Here is a 24052-nt window from a genome sequence, read left to right on the forward strand (position 1 = left end):
GACGATCTGTTTGCACCGCGCGCGGCGGCACGTTCAAGTATCGCCAAAGGGAGGACGATAAGAATGACCATACGTTTGGGGGGAATGTCCCGCCGCTCGTTCCTGCGTACGGGGGCCGCCTTTGGCGTCGCCACCGGCGCAAGCGGGCTTACGCTGCCGGCGCTGGCGCAAGAGGGCCTGCCCGATATCCAGGCCACGCTCGACACGATCACCGTGGAGAAATACGTCCGCGAGGATTACCGCAAGCTTTACAACATGTCGAACGAGCCGCTTTGGGACCCGGCGAAGGACTGGATCCGTACCGTCGACTGGGAGGCCGTGCGCAGCCAGCTTGCCGGAACCACAGTGCGCTTTGCCATCGGTGCGGCTGACCAGGAATCGGCCGCCGAAGGCCTGAAGCCGTTCGAGGCCCTGTCGGGCATCAAGGTCGAGCTTGTTCCGATCCCGGATGACAGCATCTATGACAAGGCGATCTCGGAGTTCATCTCGGGCAACGCTTCCTTCGACGCGTTGCAGTTCTTCTCGGCCTGGCTGGGCGATTTCGCCGCTCCGGGCTTCCTTGCGCCGCTGGACGAATATGCGGCCAAGTGGAACCTGCCGCTGGACGACTTCTACGATACCTACCGGCTGAACTATGGCTATTTCAACGGCCAGCTCGTCGGTATCCCCTTCGACTGCGACATCCAGATGGTCCATCTGCGCAAGTCGATCATGGAGCCGATCCTTGGCGGGCCGATCGACCTTGCCACCTCTGTGCCGACCTATGACGACCTGATCCGCATCACCGCCGAAGCGAACAAGCTGGGCGGTGGCGTGGCGGGCATCGGCCTGCTGGGTGCGCGCGGTTTCTGGTCCACTTACACCTGGGAGCACATCGCCGCGCAGGCGGGCATGCAGCTCTTCGATGACAAGTGGAACCCGACGCTGAACACCGATGCCGGCATGAAGGGCATGGAGATCCTTCTGGCGCTGGCCCAGAACGCGATCGAAGGCATCGCGGGTGCTGGCTGGGGCGAGAACCGCGCCGCCTGGCTGGGCGGTCAGGTCGCCGCGAACATCAGCTGGCAGGACAGCGGCACGCAGGCGATGCGTCCCGACCAGAGCCAGATCGTGGACGACTTCGTCACGATCTATGAACCGCGCATCACCGGCGGCGTCTTTGCCCCGCCGAATATCGCGGGTTCGACCTCGGTGGTGACGGCGACCAGCCAGAACCCCGAAGGCGCCTTCCTGATGCTGGCCTTCCTGACCACCTCGTCGATCATGGCGATGAACGAGGCGAATGCGAACGGCGTGGCACCGGGCTATCGGTCTGTTCTTTCGAATGAACGACTGCGCGCCGTGTCGCAGCCCATGAAGGTCTGGGCGGACAGCCTTGAGCATGCATGGTGCTCGCCGCGTCTGCCGGGGATGTTCGAGATGGAACAGGCCCTTGGCAACGAGATCAACCGGGCCATCACCGGGCAGATCACGGCGAAGGAAGCGCTGGACAACGGTCAGGCCGCCTGGAAGGCCATCATGGAGAAGAACGGGTTCAAGGACGGCGCGGGACCGGTCGACTATGCGGCGGTGGCCCCCGGGCTTTACGTCGGTGGCGGCAAGCCCCTGCCCTTCTGATCCTGATGAGAACCGATGCTCCCTCGGTTCCGGCAGAGGGGGTGGCGCAAGCCACCCCCAACCGCCGGAAGGCACCACCACGGCGCCGCAGTCCGGCCTTGCGCAAGGCCTTTCCCTACCTGCTGGTCGCACCCGCGGTGATCTACCTTCTGGCGATCACCCTCTACCCCGGCATATTCGCAATCTACCAAAGCCTTTTCGTCGTCCGCTTCGTCAACTGGACCTGGACGGGACTTGGCAACTATCAGGCAATCCTTCAGGACCGCGAGTTCTGGGCCGCCCTGGGCAATACGGCGATCATCGGGGGCATCTCGCTGACGCTTCAGACCTGCATCGCCCTCGCACTGGCATATTTCGCCTATCGCGACCCGTTCATCCGCGGCTGGCGCATTCTTTATCTGATGCCGATGCTCTTCATGCCTTCGGCGGTGGCCTTTCTCTGGAAACTGGCCTTCAACGATGGCCGCGTGATTTCGGACATGCTGATCGGGCTCGGTCTCGTCGAAGCGAATGTGGACTGGCTTGGCAATGTCTGGCTTGCCCGGCTGACCCTGATCGTGGCCGATGTCTGGCAATGGACGCCCTTCCTTTTCATCATCTTCGTCGCCGCCTTGCAGGGGCAGGATCAGGAGATCGAAGAGGCCGCACGCCTTGATGGTGCAAGCTGGCCGTCGATTTTCTGGAATATTTCGCTGCCGATGATGCGGCCGGTGATCGTGGTGGCCGTCACACTGCGCGGCATCGACATCACCACCATGTTCACCAACGTCTTCGTGATGACCCAGGGCTCGCCCGGCGGAGCGACGGAGACGATGAGCTATTTCATCTACCGTCAGGGCTTTCGCATGTTCAACTTCGGCTATGCCTCGGCGGCGTCGGTGCTGATGCTGATCATGACGATCATCATTGCACAGACCGTGGTGAAACGCGCCTTCCATTCGGGAAAGAAATAGATGGCCAAGCCTCGCAAGACCCGCGGTGAAAGCCTCGTGCTGCGCTATGCCGTGCTGGGCACCTGGGCGCTGATCTGCCTGTTGCCGATCCTGTGGTTCCTTTCCATCGGGTTCCGGCCGCGGACAGAGGTCATCACCCCGGAGCCGATCTATTTCCCCACCTTCTCGCTGGACGCCTGGCATCTGCTGGTCAGCGACTGGCCCATCGCGCAATACCTGCGCAACTCCATCATCGCGGTGGCGGGATCGGTGGTGATCGACCTCATCCTGGCCATTCCTGCGGCCTATGCCCTGTCGCGCTATGAGTTCAAGGGGCGCGAGGATATCGGGTTCTATATCCTGTCCACCCGGATGATGGCGCCCGCCATCGTGGCCGTGCCGATCTTCTTCCTGTTCAAGACGGTGGGGCTGCTGGATTCCGTCTGGGCGCTGATGCTGATCTATGCCGCCATCAACCTTAGCCTCGTGACCTGGATCATCCGCAGCTACATGCTGGATATCCCGAAGGAACTTGAGGATGCGGCGCGCACCGATGGGGCGAGCGACCTGCGCATCCTGTGGGAGATCATCATTCCCGCCTGCCTTCCCGGCATCATCACGGCGGCGGTGATCGCGGCCATCTTCGCGATCAACGAGTTCCTGTTCACGCTGCTCATCGCCTCCACGGCGAATGCCTACACCATGTCTGTCGCGCTGGCGAATTTCACCGGCGGTTCCGACGGCATCATCTACAACGCCATCGCCCTCGTCTCCTTCATCGCCTTCGTGCCGATCCTGATCCTCGTGATCCTGATCCAGAAGCACCTGTCGCGCGGTCTGACGATGGGCGCAGTCAAAGGTTGATCCATGGCCTCGATCCAACTCAAGAACATCGTCAAACGCTATGGCGCCTTCGTCGGCGTGCAGAACATGACGCTGGACATCGCGGATGAGGAATTCCTTGTCCTGCTTGGTCCTTCGGGCTGTGGCAAGACCACGACCATGCGGATGATCGCCGGTCTGGAAGAGCCGACGGATGGCGAGATCATCATCGGCGGCGAGGTGGTGAACGAGATCGACGCCCGCGACCGGGACGTGGCGATGGTGTTTCAGGGCTATGCCCTTTATCCCAACATGTCGATCTACGAGAATATCCGCTTTCCGCTTCGGATGCGCGGCATACCGGCCTCGGAACATGATGCCCGGATCCGCAAGGCGGCCGAGATGGTGGAACTGGGCAGTTTTCTTGACCGCAAGCCGGGGGCACTGTCGGGTGGGCAGCGGCAGCGCGCGGCGCTGGCACGGGCAGTTGTGCGCCAGCCGCAGGTTTTCCTGATGGATGAACCCCTGTCCAACCTGGATGCAAAGCTTCGGCAGTCGATGCGGGTGCAGATCAAGCACATGCAGCGGCAACTGAAGGTGACGACCGTCTATGTGACCCATGACCAGATCGAAGCGATGACGCTGGCCGACCGGATCGTGATCATGAACAAAGGGGCGATCCAGCAGGTCGGCACGCCGGACGAGATCTATTCCGACCCGGCAAACACCTTCGTTGCGGGTTTCATCGGCAGCCCGCCCATGAATCTGATTGAAGGCAACGCGCAGAACGGGCGGTTCACCGCGCCGGGGGTATCGGTGCCCTGCCCCGCGCATGTCAGGGGGAGTGTGACGCTTGGCATCCGCCCGGAAGACTGCCGCGTCGGCGGTGACCATGTCCAGGGGCAGGTCTATGGCGTGGAACCCACGGGGGACGTGACCTATCTGACCGTTCTGGCGGGAACGAAGAAGATCGAGGTGAAGGCTGCGCGCGACTATCGTTCGGAGATCGACGTTCCCATTGGCATCGCCTTCGATCCGGCCCACCTCTATTTCTTCGATGAGTCGGGCCAGCGCATCCGGGGGGCTGAATGAGCGCACGTTTCGATTACACCTCGATGGGCTTCATCACCTTTGACGCCCTCTGCCGTCCGGTGACCCAGATCCCGCCGGGGGGAGATACCTATTTCGTCGAAGACTTCACGCTGGCCGTTTCAGGTGCCGCAGGCAGCGCGGTGATCGTGGCGGCAAAGCACGGCCTCAAGTCCCGCGCCGTGGGCGGGGTCGGGCATGACGACATGGGCGATTGGGTGCTGATGAAGCTTGCCAGCTTTGGCATCGATACCACGATGATGGCCCGTTGCGACGGCTTTGCCACCTCTTCTTCCATCGTCACCACCCGCCCCGACGGGGCCCGACCGGCCCTGCACAAGCGCGGCGCAACGGACGGGTTCTATATCTCCGACGACCAGATTGATGATCTTCTGGATACCCGCATCCTGCATGTGGGGGGCGTGGGCCTGATGAACCGAATGGATCAGGGCCGCACCGAAGAGATCATGGCCGAGGCGCGGCGCAGGGGCGTGATCACCACGCTGGATGTCTTTGCCTCGACCCCGGATGACCTGCCGAAGGTTGCGCGACTGCTGCCGCATACCGACTATTTCCTGCCGTCCGAAGAAGAGGCGCGTGCGCTTTCGGGCCTGACAGAGAACCGAGATCTGGCGCAGTTCCTGATCGACCGCGGGGCGGGATGCGTGATCCTCACGCTCGGCGCGGATGGCGCTTATTGTCGGCGCAGCGACGGCTTGGAATTCGCCACCCCCGCCTTTGCGGTGGACGTGAAATGCACCTGCGGCTGCGGTGACTGTTTCAACGGCGGCTTTGCGACCGGGCTGATCAAGGGCATGTCGCTGGAAGAGTCGGTGCAGTTGGCACAGGCCTCTTCGGCGCAGAACGCGACGGGACTGGGCAGCCAGGCCGGCGTAAGGGACTTTGCCGGGACGCTGGATTTCATCAGGACGACGGCGCTGCGCGCACCGAAGGACGGCTTGGTAACGGGGGCGCGCTAGGCTATGCTCCGACCGTGAGAGGAGCCGGACGTGCCATTGCCTTCCTTCATCCAGCCCGATTCGATGCCGCTGCGCGAAGCCTTGCGCGGCCTTCGCTTCCTGCTGCGTCGGGGCGGCGAGACGCTGGCCGATACGATTTCGGTCGACGCGCTTCCGAAACCGGCCTCGGAGATCGCTTCGGTCGTGATGACGGAGGTCGGCGGGATCGTGCGGTCCGTGGATACCGTTGCGTCGAGCGCGGCGAAGAAGATTCTGGGTGGGCAGGAAAATCCGACAGCAGCGCTGGATGACCTGATCCATCACGATGCTGCCGAAGCCGAGTTTGCGCAGGCGATCTATGTCGCGCTGAGTGCCGTGCTGCGCCGGTTCGGCACGACCAGTTTCTTCGTGAGCGAGATGTCGGCCCGGGCAACTTTCGCCGCCTGGCGGCGGGAAACCGGTGAAGCAGATCCGGAACAGCGGGCAGCGGAACTCACGCTGCGCTTGCTGGACGCGCGGGTGGTGCGCGGGGTTTCCGTGGACAAGGCCCAGCTTGCGCCGACGGGCGCTTTGGACGGGGCTGCGGTCTTTGCGGTGCTGCTGTGGCTGCAATCCTCGCGGTCGGATGCCGAGAACGAGGCGGCGCTGGATGCGGCGGCCGACATCGCCCTTGCCAAGGCGGATGAAATCGCCAGGGCCTTGGCGGCGCGTCGGCTGGACAGCCTTGCCGCGCTTTACCGGAAGTACGTCGATCATGTCTAAGGTTCGGCTGCATCAGGATGCCCTGCCCCCCACGAACGAACCGCTGCGGATCGCGGTGCGGCGTCTTCGCTGGTTCAAGGCGGCCTTCCTGCGGCATGCCGAGACGGTAAGTCAGGAGCTGGGCTGCAAGCTGGAGGTGGACGAGGCCAAGCTTGCCGGCTGCTTCATGCGCTGGCTCGACGCGATCGAGGTGCAGCGCCCTGCGGACAAGTCGCAGCGGCGTGCCTTCTTTGAATTCGCGGCCGCATTGATGATGCGCGAGCTGACAACGGACATGCCGTTGAAGGCCGAGGGCGTGCCGGTTCTGGCGCAGCCGGGATCGGCGGCGGCATTCTGGCCCGAAGGCTATTGCTGCACGATCTTCTGCCTGTCGGTCCATGCCGCCGCAACGGCGCAGGAGTTCCATACAGAGACGACGATTGACCCGGCAATCGACGATCTGCGGCACTGGTGGAGTTTCCGGGAAAACACGATGCAGGACGCGCGTTTCTCGGCGGGGTTCCTTCAGATGCTGATGGGAAGTCAGCCGAACTGGGTGATGCCGGATGTGTTTTCCGCGCAAACGAAGGACGACAGGGCCTGATCTGCGCCAGAGCGCAGCAGCGTGGTTCCCAGGGTCGGGACTCGTTCTTGCATCAAGGCCAGAACGTTAGGGCCACGACCCTACGCCACTTGCCGAACAAGAGCTTATCGGCGGACATCAGGTTGCAGGACTACCCTGCCGGCAAGACGGCCTTGTAATCACCAAGTATTCTTTTCCACTGGACCAGGAAGGATCCAAGAACGCAAAGGCCAGCTAGAGACATCGCGACGAAGATCGATTCCACGTCGGTCATGGGCCAAGTGAGCGCTATCGCAGCGTAGATTGCAACGGCAACCGCGCCGACAAATATCTGGCCACCTACCGCCTTGCCATAGTCCCGGAAGCTGCACCCCACCAATGGGAGCATTACGCGCAGGCTCCAAAGAGAAAAGACAAGCGTGGAAACCGTGAAAGCGATGGCAACGGCGGTCAGGCTGAACCAAACGGATGAAAGAAGGCAGGCCATCCACAGCACTGTGGAATGTACGGTCAGCTTGAACTGAATGTCAGGTCTGCCAATCGCAAGGACGAAGGTCCCCAATATCCCGATCACCGGTTGAACCGCAGCCGCTGGGATAATCATGGCGAAGACATATGCTGCCTCCCTCCACTTTTCGGAAAGGAGGAGATCGAAGATCGGCACGCTGGCCGCACCGATGAGCAACATGGGGGCGAAGAGCAGGATCGCAAGCACCTTGCTCGCCAGCAGGGCCTGTGCACGCAGTTTCGCCAGATCCTTATCTGCGCCGGCAACAAGTGGATAGAGGACGTACTGGAGTGGACCCGTCACGATCATCCAAGGAAGCCGCGCAAACTGGAATGCCATCCCATAATATCCGAGTTCCGCAGCGCCCCTGAACCTTCCGATGATGATGTTTTCCGCGGAGCGGCTTCCGAAGCCGACAACGCTGGAGGCGAAGACGTTCCATCCAAACACGACATGCCCCTTTGCCGACCCCCAACTGAACACAAGGCGGGGTCGGTATGGGCTGAGCACGGCGTTGAAAAACAGTCTAACCGCATAAAGCGCAATCTGCTGCCCGACGAGGGCCCAGACACCCAGCCCGTTCAGCGCGGCCCAGATTGCGACGCCCAGGCTGACGATTATTCCAGCGATCTCTGCCAGAGCTATTCGCCCGAACATGCCTTCCTGTTGCAGAGCGGCGCCGGGGATGAGGGTTAGCGATTGAAGCAGGATGACAGTCGCCAAGGCGGCCATCACGGGAGAGAGAGTTGGCTCGTCCATCCAGTAGGAAACGACCGGGGAAAGGGCTGCCAGAAGCAGACAGAAAGAAGCGCCGAGACCGGTGGTAAGCCAAAAGCAAGAATGCCAGGGGGTCATGTCTTCTGACTTCTCTCTGACCAGAGAGGAAGCGAGGCCACTATCGGCAAACAGCATCACAAAAAGAACGATGGGCATGGCCATTGCCACGATCCCGTAGTCCTCTGGAGTCAGCAGGCGGGCAAGCAGCGGCAGCGACACAAACTGCACAATCAGGCGCAGAATGTTGACCGAGGAAATGAGTGCTGTTCCCGTGACCAGCTTTTTCAATGGCGTTCACCAGTCATGCAGTTTCCCATCGAGCGACGTGCTCCACTGGTTCTCGCCCGATCGCCCACGGTGGACCCAAGAAAACCTCAATTACAACTCGCGCGCGTCGTCCGTGGTTTTCTGCACGAACTGTGCTTCCAGATTGCCCAGATCCCGAACAAAATCGCCCGGATCTCTTTGAAATACAGCGGCCAAGACCGCGATTTTCCTTTCGCGCACCTGCCCTTTTCGCCCGCCGATTAGCAGCTTTGTCTCCGTCGGAGCAAGATGCTTTTGTGGGTTCAGTCTTGGCACCTGCCGGTTCCTATCGAATGCGCGCCGCCTTTGGCAGCGCGCAAGGACCGTGTCCTCTACAGCCCCTGCCAGAAGGCCGTCATTTGCCAGACGATTGGCACACCTGCGAGCAGCATGAAGGGGAAGGTGATGCCCAGCGATGCCGTCAGATAGACGGACGGGTTCGCCTCCGGGAAGGTGGCCCGCACCGCCGCCGGTGCGTCTATGTAGCTGGCCGAAGCGGCAACTGCGCCAAGAACGAAGGCCGAGCCCATGGGGAGCCCTGCAAGCGTTGCAAGACCGCTCACCACGAAGCCGTTGACCATGGGCATGGCAAGACCAAAAGCCAGCATCCGACCACCGACGCGCGCAAAATCCTTCAACTGCCGACCGGCGGTCATCCCCATTTCCAGCAGGAAGAGGACAAGCACCCCGCGGAAAAGGTCGACAAAGAACGGCTCGATCCGGGTGAAGTTCGCCTCACCCGAGACAGCACCGATCAACAGGCCGCCGCCGAGCAGCAGAAGGCCGCGCCCCCGCAACGTTTCCATCAGGATGGTGCTGAGAGGGACACCGCCAGTCCCTTCTGCCCGCGAAAGGGCCACGCGGCCGTAGAAGAGCGCGACGAGAATGCCAAGTTCCATCAGCGCGACAAGGCCGGTGACATAGCCCTCCATCGGGGTGCCTGCACCCTCGGCATAAGCACGCGCCACGACGAAAGTGACCGACGACACCGAGCCATAGAGCGCCGCCACACCGGCGGAATCGACGATGGAAAGCCGAATGACATGGCGCGCGACGAGGAATGCCAGAAGCGGGATCACGAGGACGACGATGGCTGTCACCGTGATGGCACCCATGACGTTGGAGAGGTCTGCGGTGGCCAGTTCGCGCCCGCCCTGGAGGCCGATGGAGAAGAGCAGGAAGATCGCGAAGATCCGGATGACCGGTTCCGGGATTTCAAGGTCGGACCGTATCAGCGTTGCAACGATCCCGAGAAGAAAGGCCAAGGTTATGGGGGAAACGAGGTTCTCGATCAGAATACTGTCCATGGCACTCGCCTGATTTTGGATTGCGCACCCCTTCTGCGGCAGCCGGTTTGAAAATAGAAACGGGAAATTTACATTTGCTTCATTCGTTTTTCCGATAGGTGAAGGGATGCATGACGTCGATACCGCGGTGCTGCGGACCTTTCTTGCGGTGGCGGAAAGCGGCAGTTTCTCGCGCGCGGGGATGATGGTCGGACGGTCGCAATCGGCCGTGTCCGAACAGATCCGAAAGCTGGAAGAGTTGTTCGGCCGCCGCCTGCTGGACCGCACGACCCGCCGTGTGCGCCTGACAACGGACGGAGAGCAGTTTCTGAGCCATGCCCGCGCGATGGTGGCGCAGGCCGATGCCATGCTGGCACGGTTCCATGCACCCGATCTGGCGGGCGAGGTGCGCTTTGGCAGCCCGGAGGACTTCGCATCGGCCTATCTGCCAGATATCCTTGGCTTGTTCGCAGCCGCCCATCCGGCGGTGGAGTTGCATGTGACATGCCAGTTGACCCTGCCCTTGGTGGAGGAATTCGAGGCGGGCGGGCAGGACCTGATCATCGTCAAGCAGGACCCAGCGCAACGCTATCCCGGCTCGCGGCCGCTTTGGCGTGAGCAATTGGTCTGGGTCAGCGCACCGGGACTGACGGCGGATTTCGGGGAGGCGGCGCGCGGGCGGTTGCTGCCTCTCGTTCTTTCGCCGTCGCCTTGCGTCTATCGCGGACGTGCCACCCGCGCCCTGGACAAGGCGGGCGCCACCTGGAGCGGGGTCTTCACCTCGCCCTCCTTCGCGGGTCAGGCCGCGGCGGTGCGCGCCGGTCTGGGCTATGCGGTGATGCCGCGCGCGATGGTGCCGCCGGAACTGGCGATCCTGACAGGCTGGCCCGACCTTGCAGAAGTGGAGATCGCGCTTCTGGGGCAGGCGCGGCTTACCCCTGCTGCCGCTGCGCTGGCGGGTTTCGTCGCGGAACGGGTCGCGCGGCGGCAGATGCAGGTTTGACGGTGCATCCTGTTGGCACCATGACTGGCGCGCGATGGCCGTTTCACTGCACGCCCTGCCCCGCGTCTGACGCCAGTCCGGAGGTTAGCGCCTGGCTCTCTGCGGCCTTGGGCGACACTATCCGAAAGTGACTCGGGGTAGAACGCCTGTTTATCATATGTTAACAGGCCCAAGATTTTCCGAGCGGCTCCTTCCCCCAGGTCTTAGCGCCTGAAGGTTCTTTTTCGCTCGCAAGAAGAGAGGTTTGTTCATGGGGAAGACCGTTTCCGTCATCATTTGCACGCACAATCGCTCTGCCGCGCTGGTCAATTGTCTTACATCGATCCGGGAAGCGATCCTTGCGGCACCGCAGGCCGAAACGGAAATTCTGATCGTGGACAATAACTCGACCGACAACACACAGGCTGTTGTTGCGGTGTGGCAGGCAAAACATCCGGACTGCAAAGTCAGACTCGTGTTTGAACAGCAGAAGGGCCTGTCACATGCGCGGAATTGCGGCCTTTCCAATGCCCGTGGTGAATTGCTTGTCATGATCGACGACGATTGCGTCATGGATGAGAGATACATCGTGAACGCGCTGGCCTATGACGCGCAAGACACCGTTCCCGTGTTGCGTGGCGGGTCGGTTTTCCTGGGCGATCCCACCGACCAGCCTGTGACAATCAAAACGGCGACGGCGCGCCAGTCCTGGAGCAAAGGACGGAACTCTACCCGCAATGAGAATCTGGGGAATAGCCTGCTTGGCTGCAACATGATGATGCGCAAGACCTTGGTCGAGCAGATCGGGCCGTTTGACACAGCACTTGGCGCCGGGTCGAGCATCCCCGGAGGCGAGGATATGGATTACATCTTTCGGGCCTATATCCACGGTTTCGAGATTGAATATGCGCCGGACCTGAAGATCCACCACTTTCATGGCCGCAAGACGACAGAGGATGGATACAAGCTGTTCCGAAACTATTCGATCGGGGGTGGGGCGCTGTATGCAAAATACTTCTTCTCTCAACCGGATTTCTGCCGGCAACTGTATTGGGACGTGAAGAAGCTTCCCGGAGAGTGGCTCCGAAAGGAGAACCGTTTCATGCCGGAACTCAAGTTCACGATGACAGACAAGGTCCGATACAGCCTGAAGGGGATGTATATGTATTGGCGGTCCCGTTTGCTCAGCCGCGGCCAGGCGCCGCGGAAGGCGGCGGTGCGGTAAAGGGTGAAGGGCGGCCTGGCCTGATCGCCGTCACGGCGCGGCGAGGCCGGCGTCGTCCAACTGCTCGGGGTCTGGAAGATCGCGCAGGGATTGCATCCCGAAGGCCGCAAGGAATGTGTCAGTGGTTACAAAGGTGTAGGGGGCACCCCGGCGCGGTTCGCGGGGACCGGTGCCGATGAGATGGCGGTCGGCCAGCCGACCGATCAGGTCGCGGCTGATCTCTTTCCCGAAGATGTCTTTCAGCCCGTCACGGCTGATCGGTTGGTGAAAAGCGATTGCCGCAAGGACGGCGAGATCGAATTCCGACAGGGTCAGGGCCAGCCCGCCGACATCTGCGGCGGCGCGGATGGACGCGGCATAGGCGGGCCGGGTGCGCAGCATCCAGCCATTGCCCACCTGCGCCACCTCATAGGGCCGGCCGTCAAGATCGACTTTCAGGTCTTCGATCAGAAGATCAATCGAGACCCCCTGCCCCACCACCCGGGCGAGATCTGCGCGTGCGACCGGGCTTGAACTGGCGAAGAGAACCGCCTCGATCCGGCGCATCCATTCCCGCCAGCGCAATTCGGGCGCGAGGTCGGCCAGTTCACGGTCGAGTGTCGGGTTCTCGCGCCGCGCCATGGTCAGACCCCGTAAAGCCGGAAGGTTTCGCGCCCGGTGAGTTCTCGCAGCGCGCCGAGTTCCACCAGCCGGTCGCAGAGCCGCCGTGCGGCGCGGTCGGAGAGGCTGTCATTCATCTCTCTCGCCAGGGCTGTGGGGGCGAGTGCATCGCGTGACAGGAACAGATCAACCGCCCGGATGGCCCCCTTGGCCCGCAGCCGTGGCGCCACTTCCCGCAGGCGCGTCGCCGCCCGTGCCAGATCGCCCGCCATCGGCAGCGCCCGCCCGGCCCCGGCCGCCACCGCCCGATGACAGGCAAGCCGCAGATCGTCACCGCGCAGGCGCAGGTCGCGGGGTTTCAGCGCAAGGGACAGAAGCGGCAGCACATGCGTCCAGGCCAGCGATTTTGCCAAGGTGGCATCGGCCATGACCAGCGCGACCAGTTCGTCGCGCGGGTTGTCGGTCAGGATGGCCTCGATCACCTGGGCCGCCCGATCCACCGGCGTCGGCCCCTGCGCATCGAGGCAAAGCGCGATCCGGTCCGGAGCGATGCCTGCCAGCGCCCGCGCCAGGTGGCCGACAGAGATCGGCCGGACCACCACATGGGACCATTGCCGCAGAAGCTGCCCCGCCGGGCCGGGATCATCGCCGGGCTTCGTCAGGTGCAGGGCATCGCGCAAGGCGGGCGCGCCTTCGCGGCGCCCGGCGATGGCTGCACAGACCTCGGCCGCAGCGAGGGCAAGGCGGTCGCGCCACAGGGCCAGCGGCACCTCGCCGATTGCGGCCACGAGGGACAGATGCGCCAGCATCGCCCCGGAGCGGAAGGCCGCCGCGTCGAGCGTATCGGCAGGGGCCGTGGCGATCCAACCCGGAAGCGGGGGCAGCATCGGCAGGGGCGCGGCGGAGGGGGGGCGGGGTTCTCGCATGCCCGGAAGCCTAAATCCTCGCGGCGCTTTTGGCCAGAGAAAGCCGCCTTTAGCGCCGCATCCTGCGCGAATCCTGTATGTCCGTTAATCTTGCATTATCGGACATGAAGAGGTTATGCTTGGCGCCATGGCCGAAGCACATCAGAAATCATCTCCGGATCTGCCAGAGCAGGCTGGCGAGGACGTAAAGAACGAGAGCGGCGCGGTGGTGGATGGCGCCCTTGTGCTGCCGTTCCAGATGGCGGGGTCCGGCACGCTTGACCGGCTTGTCGAGACGGCGCGGGATTATGCGCGGCAGGCCGCATCAGAAAATACGCTGCGGGCCTATGCGAAGGACTGGGCCCATTTTGCGCGCTGGTGCCGGATGCGGGGGGCGGAGCCGCTGCCGCCGTCGCCCCCCCTGATCGGTCTTTATATCTCTGACCTCGCCGCACCGGGAGGCAAGACGCCGCCGCTTTCGGTTGCCTCGATCGAAAGACGCCTTTCTGGCCTTGTCTGGGGCTATGCGCAGCGCGGCCAGCGCCTCGACCGCAGGGATCGCCATATTGCCAGCGTCCTTGCCGGTATCCGGCGCAAACATGCGCGGCCGCCGGCACAGAAGGCGGCGATCCTTCCGGAAGACCTGCGCGACATGCTGGCCACCCTGCCCCATGATCTGCGCGGCCTGCGTGACCGGGCGATCCTGTTGATCGGCTTTGCCGGAGGGTTGCGCCGGTCGGAGATCGTGAGTCTGGATCACGGCAAGGATGATACGCCGGACAGCGGCGGCTGGGTCGAGGTTCTGGATGGCGGTGCCCTGATCACGCTGCGCGGCAAGACCGGGTGGCGCGAGGTGGAAATCGCCCGCGGATCATCCGACCAGACCTGCCCTGTCCATGCCCTGACGCAATGGCTGCATTATGCGAAGATCGACTTCGGGCCCCTGTTCGTCGCGGTTTCCCGTGATGGGCGCAAGGCCACAGGCGAGAGGCTTTCGGACAAGCATGTCGCGCGGCTTGTGAAGCAGACGGTGGAGGCGGCAGGTTTGCGGCCGGAGCTTTCACGGGCGGAACGACTGCGGCTTTTCTCCGGCCATTCCCTGCGCGCGGGTCTGGCCAGCAGCGCCGAGGTGGATGAGCGCTTTATCCAGAAGCAGCTTGGCCATGCCAGCGCCGAGATGACCCGCCGCTATCAGCGCCGCCGCGACAGGTTCCGGGTGAACCTGACCAAGGCGGCAGGGCTGTAATCCTGTTGCGCGGGAGGTGGGAGACGGGGGCGCGGCTTGTGGAGACTTCCCCGCGGGGAAAGGCGGGGATTCAAGGGGTTGGGCGAAAACGGCTGTACCGTATTCTGTGCCGCCTTTTGTGCCGCAAACTGTGGCCACGCAGCGAACGGTCGCAACGGGGGAAAAATGGCACGGGCAGGGGCGATTTCCCCGCGGGGAAAGCCCCCTGCCCTGCGCCGCGTCAGTCCAGCGCGGAGAAGAAGGCCTTGACCGCCGCCTCCAACTGCCGCCGGTCCAGCGTCGAGAAATCACGGTCGAGCCGCAGTTCCACCTTGCCAGCGGCGGCGGTGCATTTCACCTCACCCGCCGGGGTGGGCATCCGCAGCACGGTCTTGCCGCGCGGATCGGCCGCCCGGGCCACCGCGCCCGCAGCCGGTGGCGCGGCCTCGCCTTCGGCGAAGCGGCGCAGGATGGCGAGTTCCTCTTCCGCCGTGCGCCTGCCCTGCCCCAGCATCCGGGCCAGCGCGGTAACGGCGGCGGGTTCGCCCTCGATGCGGTTTGCCAGCGTCAGGCCAAGGGCGCGCGGGATCGACTCGGGATGTTCCAGGACCTTTTCCAGCGCCCGCATCAGGAAAGCGAAGCGGCGGACATAGCTGCGCTTTTGCGGGTTGGCCGTGGCGAAGAGGATATTCACCGCCTCGTCCAGATCGCGGCAGCCGGTTGCGTCATCCTCGGCATAGGCGCGGGCGAGGTTCGCCATTTCGGCGAAGCTGATGTCCTTGCGGACCATGTTCTCATCCACCATGCGGCGATAGAGGCTGTCGAGCGTTTCGCCCCGCGCCATCAGGCCGGCCGGAATGCGGGCATAGGCCTGATCCCCGGTTTCGGCGAGAAGTTCGCGATAGGCCGACAGACGCCGCCAGCCCTGCACGAGTTCGTATTGCCCCTCGCCCACCTGCTCTACCCGGATCGGGTTGGAGAGGCCGACGGCGCGGATGGAGGCCTTGAGTTCGTCAAGTTCGGGGTCCACGCGTCGGGACCGGTCACGGATCAGCTTGCCCGCATGGACCTGATCGACGGGGATCATGTCCACGACGAGACCCAGCTTCTTGAGCCGGACGAATTCATGCGCGAGGGCGTCATTCTCGGCGCGGATCTCGGCCTCGGCGGCCTGGCGCTGGCGCAGGGATTCGGCATTCTCGCCGATCGCGGTGGCCATGGGGCCGCGGCGCAGCCCATCGCCCATCGACTTCACTTCCAGTTCGGGACCATCCTCTTCGGGAAGGTCGATGTCGAACATGCGGCGTTTCTTGGTCATGCGCGTTCCTCCAGCCGATCCCAGGCGGCGCAGACATGGCCGCGGAATTCCTCATATGCCTTGTCGAAGGTTGTCCGCGCCCGGCGCCAGGTTTCGCGCGTCATGTCGCGGTAGTCTATTTCATAGATCGAGGCGAGGAAGCGCCCCGACTGTTCCACCGCCCGCGTGTGTTCGATGGGGTTCGCGGTGACGCGGTCGCCGAAGACCTTTTTGAAGGCGTCATACATGGCGCGATGCAGGTCGTTTCCGGGTTCATAGCGGGTGAGGAGGAAGCGGATGTCGAGGAAGGCTTTCGGCAGGGGCATTTTCCCCGCGGGGAAATGACCTTCGAATCCGGCGGAGAGATCTTCCAGCGCCTCGGCCAACTGGCCGATGAAGGAGGTGGTGGAGTCATATTCCCAGTAGCCCGGCCCGGAGGGGATGTAGAGGACATCCGCCGCGAAGACCGCGTTCATCGACTGATAGCCGATGGCGGGCGGGCAGTCGAAGATGATCATGTCATAGGCATCGTCGGGCAACTGGTCGAGCCAGCGCGAGACGGCGGCGAAGAAGGACCAGTCGGGGTTCATGTGGCGATACTGGGCGGAGGCGAATTCCACGAAGGCCGCATTGGCGCAGGAGGGGACGAGGTCGATGGTGGGCCAGCAGGTCGGCTTGATGAAATCGGTGGCGCGCAGATCGCCGAGGCCCATGTCGGTGATGGAGGCGGGGAGCTTGCGGCGGGGCAGGGCGGTGCCGCTTTCGGCGCCCTGGGCGGCGCGGTTCATCCGCTCCGTCTCGCGCACGAGATCGCGGGCCATGATGCCCCAGACGGTATGTTCCTCGTTCACGTCCGACAGGCCCATGGAATGGCTGAGCGTGGCTTGCGGGTCGAAATCCACGCAGAGGACGCGGTATCCGTCGAGCGCGGCGGCATGGGCGAAGTGGAGCGCGACGGTGGACTTGCCCGCGCCGCCCTTGAAATTGGCGACGGCGACGCGGATGGCGCGTTTCCCCGCGGGGCGGTGCGGGGTCATCGGCTTGCGGTTGACCTTCATCCTGCGGCGCATCTCGTTGATCTCGTCGAGGGAGAACCAGCGCTGGCGGCCATCCTCCTCCACCTCGCCATCGGGGAGGGAGGGATCGGTCGCGAGGCGGCCGCGGAAGGTGGACTGGTTGACCTTGAGGATGAGTTCCGAAACTTCCCAGGAGGAGAAGCGGCGGAGCGTCTTTTCCATCTGCGGGGAGAAGGTCTGCTTGCGGATCCAGCCCTGCATCTTGAGCGAGGTGTCGCGCAGCTCCTGAAGGTCGCGATGGGTGAACATGATCGCCTCATTGTTAATTCCTGCCGTTCGCGAAATTACGTTGAATTTGCGTTCCGCGCAAACGTGATTATCCTGATTTGGTGGATTTGCGTCCGAAGGGGTGGGCAGCGGGGAAAACCCAGGCAGGACAGGCCGGAGCGGGGGGTGACCGATTCGGGAAAGGATGCGGGGGCGTGCTGTGTTTCCTACCCCATCTTGGGGGGACAGGTTGGACGCCCCACTGCCGATTGGGGGGACATTGTTGCCGGATAGGGTGACATTCAGCCCGTCCCCCATTACCATTTGAACCGGATTCTCAGAGTCGGTGGATCGGGGCAGATGGCGGGTGGCGCGCTTTTGCTTGACAGAATCGGGAAACAGGACGCAAATCAGCCCACAGTCCGAAAGAACACCGGAAAACGGGTTGCGGACCGGGCAGGAATGGCAAGACGGCAACCGGGGCGGATGATCCCGGCGATACAGGAGCAACGGGGATGCAGATCGTCCGGCCTGTCGGCAGACAGGCGGCCTCACGCAAATACGATCTGATCACGGCGCTTGGCGTTCATGCCTGCCGGGGAGACAAGCATTTCCAGCGGCTGGTCCTGCGGTTCATCACGATGGTTGTGGCGCGCTACAACTGGCAGAATGACGAGCTTTCCATAGGGCAGAAGGACCTGGCGGCGCTGTGGTCGGTGGATGAGCGGACGGTGAAGCGCGAGATGGCCAAGCTGCGGGCGCTGGGATGGCTGGTGCAGAAGCGGGCGGCGGTGCGGGGGCGGGTGGCGATCCACGGGATTGATATCACTGCTATCCTGCTGAGCACACGCGAGGCCTGGGAGGCGGTGGGGCCGGATTTCGTGGAGCGGATGGCAGGGCCGCGGCCCGCGGCGGAGATGCCGGCGCCGAATGTGGTGGCCTTTCCGGGGACGGCGGCGACGGTGCTGCCGGAGGGGGATGCGCTTTGGGACCGGGTGCAGGCGCGGCTGGCGGGGGAGGACCCTGCGGCCTTCAACATGTGGTTCCGGCAATTGGCGCAGGTGGGGCTGGCGGGCGGGTGCCTGGACCTGGTGGCGCCGTCGCGGTTCCATGCGGCCTATGTGACGACGCATCACCTGATCCGTCTTCTGGCCGCCGTGCGGCGCGAGGATGGCGGGGTGCGGATGGTGAAGGTGGGGGCGGAGTAGGATTCTGTTGCCAGATGGCGCCCGGCTGATACTATACAGTTGTTCAGCAAGGAATCGGCATCGGAGGCCCCCATGCCCCGCGACCCCCGTTTCGACCTTCTTTTCCAGCCGGTGAAGATCGGGCCGAAGGTGGCCCGCAACCGGTTCTTTCAGGTTCCCCATGCCTCGGGCATGACCAATGCCGCGCCGCATGTGCGGGCGGCCTTCCGCGAGATGAAGGCGGAAGGGGGATGGGCGGTGGTATCGACCGGGGCCTGTTCCATCCATCCGAGTTCGGATGACAGCCCCTTTCCCTGCGCGACGCTGTGGGATGAGGCGGATCTGCGGTCGCATATGCTGATGACCGAGGCGGCGCATCGGCAGGGGGCGCTGGCGGCGATCGAGCTTTGGCATGGCGGGGCGGCGGCGGTGAACCGGACGACGCGGCACGCGGCCCTGTCGCCTTCGGGCGTGCCGTGGATGGCGACGCATGTGGGGTTCATGTCTTCGGCCCGGCCGAAGGTGATGGATGCGCAGGATATCCGCGACCTGATCCGCTGGCATGCCGAGGCGGCGGTGATGGCCGAGCGGGCGGGGTTCGACATCCTCTATGTCTATGCGGGGATGGGCTATCTGCCCTATCAGTTCCTGCTGTCGGATTACAACCGGCGGACGGATGACTATGGCGGGTCGGTCCGCAATCGCGTGCGGCTGGTGGAGCAGTTGATTGACGCGGTGCGCGAGGCGACGGGCGGGCGCTGTGCGGTGGCGCTGCGCATGTCGATGCAGGAATTGCGGGGGCGGCCGTCGGAGGTGGCACCCAGCGAGGCGCATGAGGTGATCGGCCATCTGAAGGATGCGCCCGACCTGTTCGATGTGAAGATGGACTATTCCGCCACCGATTGCGCAGCGAGCCGCTACACGGCGGAGGGCAGCCATGAGCCTGTCGTCGATTTCCTGAAGACGATCACCGACAAGCCGGTGGTGGGGGTGGGGCGGTTCACCAGCCCCGATACGATGGTGTCGATGGTGAAGCGGGGTGTGCTGGACCTGATCGGGGGCGCGCGGCCGTCGATTGCCGATCCGTTCCTGCCGAAGAAGATCGAAGAGGGGCGGGTGGAGGACATCCGCGAATGCATCGGCTGCAATCTGTGCATTTCAAGCTGGCATGACGGGGTCTGGGTGCGCTGCACGCAGAACCCGACGGCGGGCGAGGAATGGCGGCGCGGCTGGCATCCCGAGATCGTGCGGAAGGATGGCAAGGGCCAGGTTCTGGTGGTGGGCGGGGGGCCTGCGGGGCTTGAGGCGGCGCTGACGCTGGCGCGGCGGGGGCATGACGTGGCGCTGGCCGATGCGGCGCGGGAGTTCGGCGGGCGGCTGCGCTGGGAAAGCCGGTTGCCGGGGCTGAACCAGTGGCACCGCGTGGTGGATTACCGGATGGGGCAGTTGCAGAAGCTGCCGAATGTGTCGCTTTACCCGGAAAGCACACTGTCAGCGGCGGATGTGCGGGAATTCGGGGCGGATCATGTGGTGATCGCCACCGGCGCGCGCTGGTTGCCGCATCTGTGCGGGGCGAATGAGCTGCCTTCGGTGCCGCTGGAGGCGCCGCGCGTTTACACGCCCGACGATATCGCCGCAGGTGTGGTGCCGGAGGGGCCGGTCGCGGTGTTCGACTATGACAATTACTACCTTGGGTCCGCGATTGCCGAGCAACTGGCGGGGCAGGGGAGGGCGGTGACTTACATCACCACGGCGGGCGCGGCGGCGGCCTGGGGATTCATGACGAATGAACAGCCTTTGGTGCATCAGTCCTTTGCGAAGAAGGGCATCGCTTTGCGGACGCTGGAGGTGGTGACGGGGTTTGATGGCGAGACCCTGCGGCTGGCGCAGATCTTCAGCGGCGAGGCACGGGACATCGCGGTGCGGTCTCTGGTGATCGTGGGCTATCGGCAGGCGGGCAGCGCGCTGCATGAGGCGCTGGCCGGGACGATGCCGCGCGAGAGGCTGCATCTGACGGGGGATGCGCTGGCGCCGGGGGCCATCGTCCATGCCGTCTATCAGGGGCACAAGACGGCGCGGGAATTGGGGCTTTCGGCGGCGCAGGTGATGCCGCGCCGGGATGCGCCCTTTGCGCCGAGGGATTTCCAGATGCCGGAGGCGGCGGAATGACACGGGTCGAGGGGCGCAGACGGCAGGCCGGCCGCCCCTCGGGCGGGGTGCCGCAGCGGCCCTTCGGGCAGGTGGAGCGGTGTATCGACTGGGTCCGAGTGATTTCCGACGATCAGGTGGCTGCGATCCATGCGGCGGCGCTGGATGTTCTGGCGCGGCAAGGGATGCGCGTGCTGCATCCGGCGGCGCGGGATCTTTATGCGCAGGCCGGGGCAAGGGTGGAGGGGGAGACGGTCCGCCTTGATCCGGCACTGGTGGCGGAAGGCTTGGCGACCGTGCCATCGGCCTTTGTGCTGGAGGCACGAAACCCGTTGAAATCCCTGAAGATCGGGGGGGCGCATTGCGTTTACGCCTCGGTCGGGGGGCCAGCCTATGTGATGTGCAACGACAAGGGGCGGCGGGACGGGACCTATGCCGAGATGTGCGATTTCCTGCGGCTGGTGCAGGGGTTGAATGTCCTCCATCAGGAGGGCGGCTGTCCGTTCGAGCCTTTGGACCTGCCCGCGAACACGCGGCATCTGGACATCTATCACGCGCAGATCCGGCATCTGGACAAAAGCTGGCAGACCCAGACGCTGGGCCATGCGCGGACGATGGACGGGATCGAGATGGCGGCGATCATGCTGGGGACCACGGCGGAGGGGCTGCGCGAGCGGCCGGTTCTGCTGGGGATCATCAACACCAATTCGCCGCTGCAACTGGATGTGCCGATGGCCGAGGGCCTGATCGCGATGGCGGCGCATGGGCAGGTGAATGTGATCACGCCCTTCACGCTGGCCGGTGCCATGGCGCCGGTGACGCTGGCCGGCGCGCTGGTGTTGCAGCATGCCGAGGCGATGGCGGGGATCGTGCTGACGCAGATCGTGCGGCCGGGCGTGCCGGTGATGTATGGCGGGTTCACGTCGAATGTGGACATGCGGTCTGGCGCGCCCGCCTTTGGCACGCCGGAATATGCCAAGGCGGCGCAGGCGAGCGGGCAATTGGCGCGGCATATCGGGGTGCCGTTCCGGTCTTCCAACGTGACGGCGGCGAATGCGGTGGATGCGCAGGCGGCCTATGAATCGCAGATGGCGCTGTGGGGGGCGTTGACCGGGGGGGCGCATCTTCTGGAGCACGCGGCGGGCTGGCTGCATGGCGGGCTGACGGCGAGTTTCGAGAAGCTGATCCTTGATGCCGAGATGTTGCAGATGATGGATGCCTGGTTCGAGCCGCTGGCGACGACCGAGGCCGATCTGGCGCTGGAGGCCATTCTGGAGGCGGGCGCTGGCGGGCATTTCTTTGGCACGGCGCATACGATGGAGCGCTATGAGCGGGCGTTTCACGCGCCGATGGTATCGAACTGGGACAATTACCCGACATGGATGCAGCGCGGCGGGATCGACGCGGCGCAGCGGGCGAATACGGTCTGGAAAGAGCTTTTGGCGCAGGCCGAGGATCCACCCCTTGATGCCGCAGTGGACGAGGCGCTGAGCGCCTATGTCGCGCGGCGCAAGGCCGAAGGCGGGGCACCGATGAACTGATGGCGAAGGGCAGAGGGGCGACGGTTCGGACGGATTTTCCCTATGGGTTGAGGGAGATCGAGAATATCTGGGTGCCGATGCCGGATGGCGTGCGGCTGGCGGGGCGGCTGTGGCTGCCCGAGGGGGCGGGAAAGGTTCCGCTGATCCTGGAATACCTGCCCTATCGCAAGCGCGACGGGACGCGGGCGCGGGACGAGAAGATGCACCGCTATCTGGCGCGGCACGGCTATGCCTGCCTGCGGCTGGACATCCGGGGGACCGGCGACAGCGAGGGGATCATCACCGACGAATATTCGGTGCAGGAGCAGGAGGATGGCGTGGCGGCCATCGACTGGCTGTCGCGTCAGGACTGGTGCGACGGGCAGGTGGCGATGATCGGCATTAGCTGGGGCGGGTTCAACGGGTTGCAGATCGCGGCGCGGCAGCCTGCGGCGTTGAAGACGATCATCACCGTGGGATCGACGGATGACCGGTATGCGACGGATATCCACTGGGTCGGCGGCTGCCTGTCGAAGGACAATTTCGACTGGTCCTCCACCATGTTCGCCAGTCAGGACCTGCCGCCCGATCCGGCCATCGTGGGGGATCGGTGGCGCGACATGTGGCGGGCGCGGATGGAGGCGAACAGCCCATGGATCCTGACCTGGCTGCGGCATCAGTCGCGGGATGACTATTGGAAGCAGGGGTCGGTTTGCGAGGATTTCTCGCGCATCACGATCCCGGTCTATGCGGTGTCGGGCTGGGCGGACAATTATTCCGAAGCCGTGCCGCGGTTGCTGGCGGGATTGTCGGGGCCGAGGCGGGGGTTGATCGGGCCCTGGGCGCATTCTTTTCCGCATGACGTGACGGTGGAGCCGGCCATCGGCTGGTTGCAGGAGGTGCTGCGCTGGTGCGACCAGTGGCTGAAGGGGCGCGAGACGGGGATCATGGAGGAACCGCTGCTGCGCGCTTGGGTGCAGGAGAGCGTGCCGCCGCAGACCTGCTATCGCGAAAGGCCGGGCTATTGGGTGGGGGAGGATCAGTGGCCATCGCCCCGGATCGAGGCGCGGCGGATGGCGCTGGGGGATCATGGGCGGCTGGGGGCGGCGGGAACGGGGGAGGTGTCCATCTGTTCGCCCCTCTGGGTCGGGGCGGCGGCGGGCGAAGTGGGCCGCTATGGCGACGATGCGGAATGGGCGACCGATCAGCGCGAGGATGATGGCGGATCGCTGGTCTTCGTGACCGAGCCGCTGGCCGAGGATGTGGAGATTCTGGGTGCGCCGCAGCTGCATCTGACCTTCGCCAGCGACAAGCCCTGGGCGCTGGTATCGGTGCGGGTGAATGATGTTGCGCCGAGTGGCGCATCGACGCGGGTGGCCATCGGGCATCTGAACCTGTGCCACAGGTTCGGGCATGGCGCCCCGCAGGACCTGATCCCCGGAGAGATGACGGTGGCCACGGTGGACCTTGACGATATCGGGCATCGCTTTCCGGCGGGGCATCGGATCGCGGTGTCGATTTCGACCGTCTATTGGCCGATTGCCTGGCCTTCGCCGGAACTGGCGACGCTGAGGCTGCGGCTGGGGGAGAGCGCGCTGGTGCTGCCGGTGCGGCCCGTTCGGGCGGAGGATGCAGGCCTGCGGGTGTTCGATGCGCCGGAATGCGCGGAGGCGGATGCGCAGCATGATCTGCCCATCCCGGCGGATGCGCCGACCGCACAGCGGCGGGTGACGCGCGACCTGCTGAGCGGGGAAAGCCTGGTGGAGTTTCCGCGCTGGACCTATGCGATGGAGATGCCCGCCATCGGGCAGACCCATCGCGGAACGGGCTATGCGCGGTATCGCATCACCGAGGGTGACCCGCTGAGCGCGCGTTGCGAGACGGGATATACCGTGCGGATCGAGCGGGCGGACACGACCATCCTGCATGAGAGCGAGGGTTCGCTGACCTGCGATGCCACGCATTTCATCGTGAGCATGTGCCTGCGGATCAGCGAGAACGGGGTGCCGGTGTTCAGCCGCGACTGGAACGAAAGGATAGCGCGTGACCACATGTAGCGA

At 64.2% G+C, this 24052-nt stretch carries 21 protein-coding genes; 14 read left to right on the forward strand and 7 right to left on the reverse strand.

Translation table 11 applies throughout. The features are described from left to right. Positions 1-63: 63 nt before the first annotated feature. The 7 genes from C0V75_RS20115 to C0V75_RS20145 are packed head-to-tail and all read left to right on the forward strand — an operon-like array spanning position 64 to position 6764. Positions 64-1617 carry an ABC transporter substrate-binding protein gene (locus C0V75_RS20115; RefSeq protein WP_101922778.1) on the forward strand — a complete coding sequence of 518 codons (1554 nt, stop codon included), beginning with the start codon at positions 64-66 and terminating at the stop codon, positions 1615-1617. Between the two features lie 5 nt (positions 1618-1622). Then, entirely contained in the window at positions 1623-2570 is a 948-nt protein-coding gene (locus tag C0V75_RS20120) for a carbohydrate ABC transporter permease (RefSeq protein WP_101922779.1), read from the forward strand. Then, entirely contained in the window at positions 2571-3413 is an 843-nt protein-coding gene (locus C0V75_RS20125; RefSeq protein ID WP_101922780.1) for a carbohydrate ABC transporter permease, read from the forward strand. A 3-nt stretch (positions 3414-3416) separates the two neighbouring features. Further along, on the forward strand, positions 3417-4463 hold the full coding sequence (locus tag C0V75_RS20130; RefSeq protein WP_101922781.1) for an ABC transporter ATP-binding protein: 1047 nt from the start codon (positions 3417-3419) through the stop codon (positions 4461-4463). After that, positions 4460-5440 carry a carbohydrate kinase family protein gene (locus tag C0V75_RS20135; protein WP_101922782.1) on the forward strand — a complete coding sequence of 327 codons (981 nt, stop codon included), beginning with the start codon at positions 4460-4462 and terminating at the stop codon, positions 5438-5440. Before C0V75_RS20130 ends, C0V75_RS20135 begins: the two co-directional genes overlap by 4 nt. 30 nt (positions 5441-5470) lie before the next feature. Beyond that, on the forward strand, positions 5471-6181 hold the full coding sequence (locus tag C0V75_RS20140; protein ID WP_143710467.1) for a hypothetical protein: 711 nt from the start codon (positions 5471-5473) through the stop codon (positions 6179-6181). Then, entirely contained in the window at positions 6174-6764 is a 591-nt protein-coding gene (locus tag C0V75_RS20145) for a hypothetical protein (RefSeq protein ID WP_101922784.1), read from the forward strand. The genes C0V75_RS20140 and C0V75_RS20145 overlap by 8 nt, the downstream gene beginning before the upstream one ends. Positions 6765-6894: 130 nt before the next feature. On the opposite strand, the gene C0V75_RS20150 is transcribed toward C0V75_RS20145, so the two are convergent. From C0V75_RS20150 to C0V75_RS20155, 3 genes are all read right to left on the reverse strand, one after another. Continuing rightward, positions 6895-8316, reverse strand: a complete 1422-nt coding sequence (locus C0V75_RS20150) for a lipopolysaccharide biosynthesis protein (protein WP_101922785.1) — start codon at positions 8314-8316, stop codon at positions 6895-6897. Between the two features lie 90 nt (positions 8317-8406). Next, positions 8407-8610 (reverse strand): hypothetical protein, encoded by a 204-nt coding sequence (locus C0V75_RS22815; RefSeq protein ID WP_143710468.1) that lies wholly within the window; start codon positions 8608-8610, stop codon positions 8407-8409. Between the two features lie 56 nt (positions 8611-8666). Beyond that, on the reverse strand, positions 8667-9641 hold the full coding sequence (locus C0V75_RS20155; protein WP_101922786.1) for a sodium-dependent bicarbonate transport family permease: 975 nt from the start codon (positions 9639-9641) through the stop codon (positions 8667-8669). A 106-nt stretch (positions 9642-9747) separates the two neighbouring features. Between C0V75_RS20155 and C0V75_RS20160 the strand changes: the two genes are divergently transcribed. Both C0V75_RS20160 and C0V75_RS20165 read left to right on the forward strand, forming a co-directional pair. Continuing rightward, positions 9748-10623, forward strand: a complete 876-nt coding sequence (locus C0V75_RS20160; RefSeq protein WP_101922787.1) for a LysR family transcriptional regulator — start codon at positions 9748-9750, stop codon at positions 10621-10623. A gap of 250 nt (positions 10624-10873) precedes the next feature. After that, positions 10874-11827: a glycosyltransferase family 2 protein gene (locus C0V75_RS20165; RefSeq protein ID WP_143710469.1), complete on the forward strand. Its 954-nt coding sequence runs from the start codon at positions 10874-10876 to the stop codon at positions 11825-11827. A 30-nt stretch (positions 11828-11857) separates the two neighbouring features. Here the strand turns inward: C0V75_RS20165 and C0V75_RS20170 are convergent, their stop codons facing one another. Beyond that, positions 11858-12448: an SMC-Scp complex subunit ScpB gene (locus C0V75_RS20170; RefSeq protein ID WP_101922789.1), complete on the reverse strand. Its 591-nt coding sequence runs from the start codon at positions 12446-12448 to the stop codon at positions 11858-11860. 2 nt (positions 12449-12450) lie between these two features. Then, complete coding sequence (locus C0V75_RS20175; RefSeq protein WP_101922790.1) at positions 12451-13353, reverse strand: DUF1403 family protein; 903 nt, start codon at positions 13351-13353, stop codon at positions 12451-12453. Positions 13354-13468: 115 nt separating this feature from the next. Here C0V75_RS20175 and C0V75_RS20180 point away from each other — a divergent pair, with 115 nt between their 5' ends. Beyond that, positions 13469-14578, forward strand: coding sequence for a tyrosine-type recombinase/integrase (locus C0V75_RS20180; protein ID WP_101922791.1), 1110 nt, complete (start codon positions 13469-13471; stop codon positions 14576-14578). 220 nt (positions 14579-14798) lie between these two features. Here the strand turns inward: C0V75_RS20180 and C0V75_RS20185 are convergent, their stop codons facing one another. Together C0V75_RS20185 and C0V75_RS20190 are read right to left on the reverse strand one after the other, a co-directional pair. Next, positions 14799-15875: a ParB N-terminal domain-containing protein gene (locus tag C0V75_RS20185; protein ID WP_101922792.1), complete on the reverse strand. Its 1077-nt coding sequence runs from the start codon at positions 15873-15875 to the stop codon at positions 14799-14801. After that, complete coding sequence (locus C0V75_RS20190) at positions 15872-17179, reverse strand: AAA family ATPase (RefSeq protein WP_101922793.1); 1308 nt, start codon at positions 17177-17179, stop codon at positions 15872-15874. Before C0V75_RS20190 ends, C0V75_RS20185 begins: the two co-directional genes overlap by 4 nt. A 473-nt stretch (positions 17180-17652) precedes the next feature. Here C0V75_RS20190 and C0V75_RS20195 point away from each other — a divergent pair, with 473 nt between their 5' ends. The 4 genes from C0V75_RS20195 (at position 17653) to C0V75_RS20210 (ending at position 24049) form a co-directional block, all read left to right on the forward strand. Beyond that, the gene (locus C0V75_RS20195; RefSeq protein ID WP_101922794.1) at positions 17653-18345 is read left to right on the forward strand and encodes a DnaA N-terminal domain-containing protein; all 693 of its coding nucleotides are present in this window, start codon (positions 17653-17655) and stop codon (positions 18343-18345) included. A 72-nt stretch (positions 18346-18417) separates the two neighbouring features. Continuing rightward, on the forward strand, positions 18418-20493 hold the full coding sequence (locus C0V75_RS20200) for an FAD-dependent oxidoreductase (protein ID WP_101922822.1): 2076 nt from the start codon (positions 18418-18420) through the stop codon (positions 20491-20493). After that, a complete protein-coding gene (locus C0V75_RS20205) occupies positions 20490-22013 on the forward strand; it encodes a trimethylamine methyltransferase family protein (protein WP_101922795.1) in 1524 nt (507 codons plus the stop codon). The genes C0V75_RS20200 and C0V75_RS20205 overlap by 4 nt, the downstream gene beginning before the upstream one ends. Beyond that, positions 22013-24049, forward strand: a complete 2037-nt coding sequence (locus C0V75_RS20210; protein ID WP_101922796.1) for a CocE/NonD family hydrolase — start codon at positions 22013-22015, stop codon at positions 24047-24049. The genes C0V75_RS20205 and C0V75_RS20210 overlap by 1 nt, the downstream gene beginning before the upstream one ends. Positions 24050-24052 lie beyond the last annotated feature (3 nt).

Origin of the sequence: Tabrizicola sp. TH137, from assembly GCF_002855575.1 — a bacterium.
In the GTDB taxonomy this organism is placed as follows: Bacteria; Pseudomonadota; Alphaproteobacteria; order Rhodobacterales; family Rhodobacteraceae; genus Paragemmobacter.